This is a genomic window from Bacillus haikouensis, from assembly GCF_013179555.1.
Lineage (GTDB): Bacteria > Bacillota > Bacilli > Bacillales > Bacillaceae_B > Rossellomorea > Rossellomorea haikouensis_A.
The window spans coordinates 1-7,797 of sequence record NZ_JABMCR010000201.1; the positions used below are offsets into that span (position 1 = coordinate 1).

7 protein-coding genes are annotated in these 7,797 nt (G+C 47.8%); all 7 read left to right on the forward strand.

The annotated features are described in order from the left end of the window. The coding region (locus HP456_RS16865) for a Glu/Leu/Phe/Val dehydrogenase family protein (protein WP_246289168.1) at positions 1–464 on the forward strand (464 nt) is incomplete at its 5' end. A gap of 112 nt (positions 465–576) precedes the next feature. Continuing rightward, entirely contained in the window at positions 577–1,647 is a 1,071-nt protein-coding gene (pdhA, locus tag HP456_RS16870) for a pyruvate dehydrogenase (acetyl-transferring) E1 component subunit alpha (protein ID WP_172253235.1), read from the forward strand. After that, on the forward strand, positions 1,644–2,639 hold the full coding sequence (locus tag HP456_RS16875) for an alpha-ketoacid dehydrogenase subunit beta (protein ID WP_172253237.1): 996 nt from the start codon (positions 1,644–1,646) through the stop codon (positions 2,637–2,639). The genes pdhA and HP456_RS16875 overlap by 4 nt, the downstream gene beginning before the upstream one ends. 25 nt (positions 2,640–2,664) lie before the next feature. After that, positions 2,665–3,858, forward strand: coding sequence for a dihydrolipoamide acetyltransferase family protein (locus tag HP456_RS16880; RefSeq protein WP_172253239.1), 1,194 nt, complete (start codon positions 2,665–2,667; stop codon positions 3,856–3,858). Beyond that, a complete protein-coding gene (locus HP456_RS16885; protein WP_172253241.1) occupies positions 3,859–5,289 on the forward strand; it encodes a dihydrolipoyl dehydrogenase family protein in 1,431 nt (476 codons plus the stop codon). A 109-nt stretch (positions 5,290–5,398) separates the two neighbouring features. Beyond that, positions 5,399–6,514 carry a 4-hydroxyphenylpyruvate dioxygenase gene (gene hppD / locus HP456_RS16890; protein WP_172253243.1) on the forward strand — a complete coding sequence of 372 codons (1,116 nt, stop codon included), beginning with the start codon at positions 5,399–5,401 and terminating at the stop codon, positions 6,512–6,514. A gap of 245 nt (positions 6,515–6,759) precedes the next feature. Continuing rightward, on the forward strand, positions 6,760–7,797 hold a 1,038-nt coding region (gene hisC, locus HP456_RS16895; RefSeq protein WP_172253245.1), incomplete at its 3' end, for a histidinol-phosphate transaminase.

Sequence of the window (7,797 nt, forward strand, 5' to 3'; positions counted from 1 at the left end):
AAAACATGGGGGCTGCCATCAAAGTCGTATCAGGCGAGGAAATTTACTCCGTTGATGCCGATGTATTCGTTCCTTGTGCAATCGGCGGCATCATCAATGATGATACGATCGATCAATTAAAAGTAAAAGCAGTCGCCGGTTCTGCCAATAATCAGCTGCTGGATCTGTCCCACGGATTGAAGCTCCATGAAAAAGGAATTCTTTACGCACCGGATTATATCGTTAATGCAGGCGGCCTGATCCAGGTGGCGGATGAATTATATGAACCGAACAAAGAACGTGTCCTGCAAAAGACAAGTGCCATTTACAACACCCTTCAGAATATCTACCTGCAAGCAGAGAACCAGCAGATGACCACGATGGAAGCAGCGGACCGGTTCTGCGAAGACCGCATCCACTCCCGCTCCAGAAGAAACAGCTTCTTCTCACATATGAAACGCCCGAAATGGGCGGTAAGGCAATAAGAAATGTGGAGGCGCCTTGGTCAGCTCCGACAAGCACTTCGGGAAACTCGAGGAGCTAGGCGCTGGAACTGGATCCAAAAAACAAAAAATAACCACCACACGAGGTGATGAAATGATCGAGGATTTTCCAATGATCCAGGTGATGGATAATCAGGGAGAGCTTATTCGAAACGAGTATGAAAACGAGATTTCTGAAGAATTAACCCGTCATTTTTACAGACATTTGATCAGGATACGCACCTTTGACCGTAAAGCAGTGAGCCTTCAGCGGCAAGGGCGGATCGGAACGTATGCACCTTTTGAGGGACAGGAGGCTTCACAGGTGGGAACCGCACTCGCCCTCAACGAAAAAGACTGGTTGTTCCCGACCTACCGTGATCACGGGGCCGCCATGACATTCGGCCAATCCTTGCTGAATATCCTCCTTTTCTGGAAAGGAAGAAATGAAGGCTGTGTACCTCCGGAAGGTAAGAATATCTTTACCCCGGGAATCCCAATTGCCACGCAGCTTCCTCATGCAGTAGGGGCAGCGTATGCAGAAAAAAGGAAAGGAACCAAGAATGCCGCCATTGTTTATTTTGGGGACGGGGCTACTTCAGAAGGGGATTTCCATGAAGGCTTGAACCTTGCCAGTGTGTGGGAAGCACCGGTTGTTTTTTTAAATCAGAACAATCATTACGCCATTTCGGTCCCGATGAACAAACAAATGAAGACAAAAACCATAGCCCAGAAAGCATTGGCCTACGATATTCCGGGTGCGAGGATAGACGGCAATGATATCTTCGCTGTGTATTTTGAAACGAAAAAGGCTCTGGAACGAGCGAGAAACGGGGATGGTCCTGCGTTGATCGAGTCCGTCACATGGAGGTATGGTGCACATACGACTGCGGATGATCCGACTAAGTATCGGGACCAGGATGAAAGTGATGCGAGACGCCGGAACAATGATCCGGTAGACAGGCTCGTGAAGTTCATGAAGAAAAAAGGCTGGATTGATGAGGAGTGGATGGATTCCGTTGAAAAGGAATGTGCGAAAGAAGTGGATCTCGCAGTCGAGGAGCTGGAGGCGTATCCTGCGGCAGACCCGGGTGTGATATTTGACTATGTGTTCGAAACCCCTACGTGGACAATCCGGGAACAAAAAGAAAAGCTCCTGAAAAGCATGAGAGGAGTGATCCGATGAGTACATTAACGAAGACAAAGATGCTCACCATGGTCGGGGCCGTCACCGATGGGATGAGGGTAATGCTCGCAGAACACGATGATGTGCTGCTGATGGGGGAAGACATCGGAACCAACGGCGGTGTATTCAGGGCGACCGAAGGACTTCAGGCGGAGTTCGGTGAGGATAGGGTGATGGATACTCCGTTAAGTGAAGCCGGTTTTATCGGTGCTGCGATCGGAATGGCTGTGAACGGGTACAGACCGGTAGCCGAAATCCAGTTCATGGGGTTCATTTATCCGGCCTATGAGCAGATCATGACCCATGCCTCCCGTTTGCGTTCCCGTACACTTGGTCATTACACATGCCCGATTGTAATCAGAGCTCCATATGGGGCAGGCGTAAGAGCTCCGGAAATCCATTCGGACAGTACCGAGGCGATTTTCACTCATATGCCCGGCATCAAAGTGGTCTGTCCTTCAAGTCCGTATGATGCGAAAGGTCTAATGATTGCTGCAATTGAAGATCCGGATCCGGTCCTCTTTCTTGAACCGATGAGGAACTATCGTTCTTCCCGTGAAGAAGTCCCGGAAGAAAAATATACGGTCGAAATCGGAAAAGGCAAGGTAGTGAGTGAAGGAGAAGATGTGACGATCATCGCCTGGGGTGCCATGGTGAAAGTCGCGCAAGATGCCGCGCAAGAAGCTATGGAGCAGGGCATCTCCTGTGAAGTTCTTGACCTCCGAACACTTTATCCGCTCGACAAAGACCTGATTTCAAGCTCTGTCCAGAAAACAGGACGGACGGTCGTTGTCCATGAAGCCCATGCAACGGGCGGGGTCGGAAATGATGTACTCGCGATCATCAATGATACATCTTTCTTATATCAAAAAGCACCGGTGGAACGGGTAACCGGCTTCGACACCCCTGTTCCGTACTTCGGATATGAAGATTTTTATCTGCCAGACCAGAAACGGGTAATTGAGGCAGTGAAAAAAGTGGCAGAATACTAGATTGAAAGTGAAAAGGGGGGAGTTTATGGAAGTCAAGCTTCACGATATCGGAGAAGGCATGACGGAAGCGAATGTGAATCACTTTCTTGTGAAAGCAGGGGACACCGTCAAAGCGGATCAGCCTCTGGTGGAAGTGCAAACGGATAAAATGACTGCAGAGATACCTGCTCCTTTTTCTGGAAGAATCAAAGAATTGAGGGTAGGAGAGGGAGAAACGATTCCAGTCGGAACTACCGTCCTGCTGATGGAAAGGGAAGACAGTGTTACAGAAGCAGTCACGACACCAAAGAAGCCCCAGGGAATCCGGGCAAGGAGGGTGCTTGCTTCCCCGTATACAAGGAAGATAGCAAGAGAAAATGGGGTCGACCTGGATTCAGTCAGCGGCAGCGGAGCGGGCGGACGCATACTGGATGAAGATGTATACTCCTTTATTCAAGGGGAAAGAGTCCCATCACCCGAAAACCCATTAAGCGTTGACACTGAGCTCGAGGCAAAGCCGGTTCTGCCAGCTGCTTCCAATCATGAACCAAACACGATCCCATTCAAAGGAAGACGCAGGCAAATCGCATCCAAGATGTCACATTCCCTTCGAACCATTGCACATTGCACACATTTTGAAGAGATAGACGTTACGAATCTATTAGAATGGAAAGAAACGTTGAGAACCAGCGGGCAATCCATTTCGATGGGGGCTTATTTCATCAAGGTCATTTCAGTTTGCCTAAAAGAATTTCCGATCTTCAATGCTTTACTTGATGAAAGAAACGAGTGTGTTCATCTCAAAAAGGAACACCATATCGGAATCGCGACAGATACTGAAGACGGTTTGATCGTGCCTGTCATCAAGAATGTCGAATCGAAATCAATGAAGGACATTCATCAGGAAATGAAGGAATTGACATTCAAAGCCCAGGAAAATAAGCTTACCCTCAAAGACATAAGCGGGGGGACATTTACAGTCAGCAATGTCGGTCCATTGAATGGTTCGATTGGAGCGACACCAATCATCAATGAACCTGAGACAGGCCTGCTCGCCTTCCATAAGACGAAGAAACGTCCGGTGGTAAATGATCAAGATGAAATCGTCATCAGATCAATGATGAATGTGTCGATGTCATTTGACCATCGCGTCACGGATGGCGGGAACGCAGTACGCTTTACGAATCGTCTTCGTGATCTCATCGAAGAGCCTCAAACTTTGCTTCTGGAGTTGATATAAATGGTAGTAGGAGAAATCACGGAAGACAAAGATGTCATCGTCATCGGCGGGGGTCCGGGTGGATATCATGCAGCCATCAGGGCTGCTGGCCTGGGACACAGTGTCACCCTCATTGAGAAAGCAGAACTCGGCGGAACTTGCCTGAACAAGGGCTGTATCCCATCCAAGATCTTCACCCATTTTGCACAGGAATATAAAAAGCTCGGTCATCTGTCCGAACTGGGAATGGAATTTACAGGAACAAAGTTGAATATGAGCACTCTTCAAGAGTATAGAGAAAAAAAGATCACACAGCTGCGAAAAGGTGTGGAAACGCTTTGTAAAGCAAACGGGGTTGAAATAGTGAAAGGAACCGCATCTTTTCTGTCTGAAACTAGAATCGGTGTAGAAAACGGACACGACTTTACCCTGTATAACTTCAAACACGCAATCATCGCCGCCGGCGGGGAATTCCATTATCCGGCGGGTGTTGGATTCGACTCTGAAAGAATACTAAAAGAACGCGAAATTTTTGCAATGGAAGTACTTCCGGATGAGCTTGCCGTTTATGGAACGGACTATGTTTCACTTGAAATCGCCTCATCGTTCGCTGTGCTGGGCACTAAAGTGACGCTTATCTTACCGGAAGAGCTGCCTTTCGATTCTTCCATCTCCAAGGAAATCCTGAGACTTTTTAAGAAGCAAAAAATCACAGTACTGAAAGAGAGCGTTCTTCAGGAAGTCTCTTGTTCAGGTGACAGGGTACTTACCGTCCTGAAAAAAGAAAATGATGAAATCTTCTCGATTGAAAGCAGCCACTTTGTTGTAAGCGGAACAGTGAAGCCGAACCTGAAAAAACTTGGCCTTGACCGACTGGGGATTGAATTGACCGGGGAAGGGTATATCCAAACCGACCGGATAGGCCAAACTTCTATCGGATCACTCTGGGCAGTCGGGGATATGACAGAAGGACCGTCCCTAGCAGTAAAAGCGATCAAGCAGGGGAAAGCAGCCGCTGAAGCCATATCCGGCGGGCAGCCGGAAGTCGATCTCCGGCATATTCCGACTGTCATCCAGCTCACGCCGCCGGTGGCCTGTGCAGGATTGAACGAAAGGGATGCGGCAGAAGCAGGCTATACGGTTGCTGTGAGCGAATTTCCTGTAAGAGGAAACGGGTATGCAAGTGTGACAGGTTCTTCTGATGGCCTGGTTAAAATCGTCTGTGATAAGAAAACCGACTTGATACTTGGTGTTCATATGATCGGAGCAGGAGCGGTGGAATTGATTCAATCCGGGGTACTCGGGCTTGAAATGGCAGCAAGGGATGAGGATTTCATCTTTCCACTCTATGCACATCCAGGATTTGGTGAAAGTCTGTTGGAAGCGGTGGAAGGACTGAAGGGAACTGCAATTCATCTCGCCCCGCGCAAAAAGGAAACAGCAGGGAGATAACGTACTTTATTGCAGAAAAGCGTTTAAGCTTCACCGGCCGCTCTTGAGAAGTAGCGAGGAATTACTTACTATTAATTCAGAATATATAAAATTATCTGGAGGGATTAGAATGCAAGAGAATACGGCGAAGAAAAGAGAAAAAGTAGAAGAGCTATTTCCGGTAAGGGATGTTGATTATCTAGAGTACTATGCAGGAAATGCAAAGCAGACAGCTCATTTCTTCTGCACGGCTTACGGATTTAAAACCGTTGCTTATTCCGGGCTTGAAACAGGAAACCGCGATACTGTGTCCTATGTGCTGCAGCAAAATAAAGTCCGCCTTGTCGTGACAGGCAGCCTGCATGAAGGCAGCCGGGTTGCACAGTTCATCCATAAGCATGGAGATGGGATTAAAGATATCGCTCTTGTGGTGGACGATGTTGAAAAGGCTTACACTGGAGCGGTGGAACGTGGTGCAATTGAAATCATGCCTCCTCAAACCATTGAAGATGATGAAGGCACCCTGAAAAAAGCCGTAATCGGTACATACGGGGATACGGTCCATACTCTGATCGAGCGCAAGGATTACAAAGGTATCTTCATGCCGGGATTTGAAAAATACGACACTGCGTTAAGCAATGAGGATGCAGGGATCATTGCAGTCGACCATGTGGTTGGAAATGTTGAGAGAATGGAAGAGTGGGTCGAATATTATGAAAAAGTGATGGGCTTCAAGGAAATGCGCCATTTCACCAACGAAGATATCACGACTGAATACTCGGCGCTTATGTCCAAGGTTATGCACAACGGGGGACGAATCAAGTTCCCGATCAACGAACCTGCTGAAGGGAAACGAAAATCCCAAATCGAAGAATACCTTGAGTTCTACGGAGGACCGGGTGTCCAGCATATCGCGATCCTGACAGAAGACATCGTAAAGACGGTCGGTATATTAAAACAAAACGGAGTCGAGTTCCTGAACACGCCGGACTCTTACTATGAAATGCTCTCTGAACGCGTAGGTGAAATCGATGAGGAGATTTCGAAAATTAAAGAGCTTAATATCCTAGTAGACCGCGATGATGAAGGATACCTCCTTCAAATCTTCACCAAACCGATTGTCGACCGCCCGACACTGTTCATCGAAGTCATCCAGCGCAAAGGTGCAAGAGGATTTGGGGAAGGAAATTTCAAAGCATTATTCGAATCAATCGAACGTGAACAGGAACGCCGCGGGAATCTATAGGAACCACATCAAAGCGTACAGCTTTATCCCGGACGTTAAAATACAGAGAAAATATAAATAGAGAAAGAGATAAATAGAGATAATTCGAGAGATATTGGGGTCAAAGGGACCGGTCAGGGGGTTAACCCGTGAGAGTATAGCAGATTTCTGCTGAATAAACGCCAAAGGCAGTATTCAGTGGGGAAGAGAGCTTTCACTCGAAACGGGTAAGCCCCCTTCATCCATGAGGAAGGCGAGGATCACGTATGGCACTTAAATTTAAAACGAGAGAAGCGGTGACGCATATCGCGCCCTATGTGTTGGGGAAAACATTAGCCGATCTGCAAAAAGAGCATGGTTTGAGCACGATCAGAAAGCTCTCGGAAAATGAGAACATCTATGGCTGCTCACCGAATGTGAAGAAATGGTTCAAAGAACAAGACGGCGATCTTTTTCTTTACCCGGACGGGGCGGCAATCGAGCTTTCGAACAAAGTCGCAGACTTTTTGGGAGTGGAAAAAGAAAAGCTCGTATTCGGAAACGGTTCAGATGAAGTCATCCGGCTGCTGACCAGGGCTTATATGACCTGTGGAGACGAAGCGATCATGGCGGATGTGACGTTTCCAAGGTATCAGACGAACGTATTCCTCGAAGGAGGCTCCCCTGTGATTGTTCCTTTGGCAGACGGAACGCATGACCTGAAAGCTATGGGCGAAGCGGTCACTTCTAAAACAAAACTCATCTTCGTCTGCAACCCGAACAATCCTACAGGGACCATCGTCGGAAAAAGAGAGCTCCTGCAATTCATCGAAAGCATCCCTTCCCATGTATTAGTGGTCGTGGACGAAGCATACATGGAATACGTCACAACGGATGATTATCTCGAAACCCTGCCATTGTTGTCCCAGTATGAGAACCTGATCGTCCTCCGAACCTTTTCGAAGATTTATGGGCTTGCAGGACTGCGTATCGGGTTCGGCGTCATGAATGAAGAAATCGCTGAACAGCTGAGAAAGGTGAAAGATGTATTCAACGTAAACATGGTCGCTCAGCGATCGGCGGTCATCGCACTTGAAGATCAGAAATTCATCCGGGAATGCACTCATAAAAATCAAAAAGGCCGCGAATTCCTGGAAAAAGAGTTTCAACGTCTGGGAGTCAGCTATTTTCCGTCACAGTCGAACTTCATCATGGTGGACACGGGTCTAAACGGTGACCATGTATCTTCCGAGCTTGTCAAAAGGGGTATCCTCGTCCGCTCAGGAACCCTGCTTGGATATCCAAGTACAGTACGGGTCACAATC

Coding starts and splice junctions, on each gene's coding strand:
- HP456_RS16885 (WP_172253241.1), top strand. CDS start 3,859: ATGGTAGTAGGAGAAATCACGGAAGACAAAGATGTCATCGTCATCGGC.
- pdhA (WP_172253235.1), top strand. CDS start 577: ATGATCGAGGATTTTCCAATGATCCAGGTGATGGATAATCAGGGAGAG.
- HP456_RS16875 (WP_172253237.1), top strand. CDS start 1,644: ATGAGTACATTAACGAAGACAAAGATGCTCACCATGGTCGGGGCCGTC.
- HP456_RS16880 (WP_172253239.1), top strand. CDS start 2,665: ATGGAAGTCAAGCTTCACGATATCGGAGAAGGCATGACGGAAGCGAAT.
- hppD (WP_172253243.1), top strand. CDS start 5,399: ATGCAAGAGAATACGGCGAAGAAAAGAGAAAAAGTAGAAGAGCTATTT.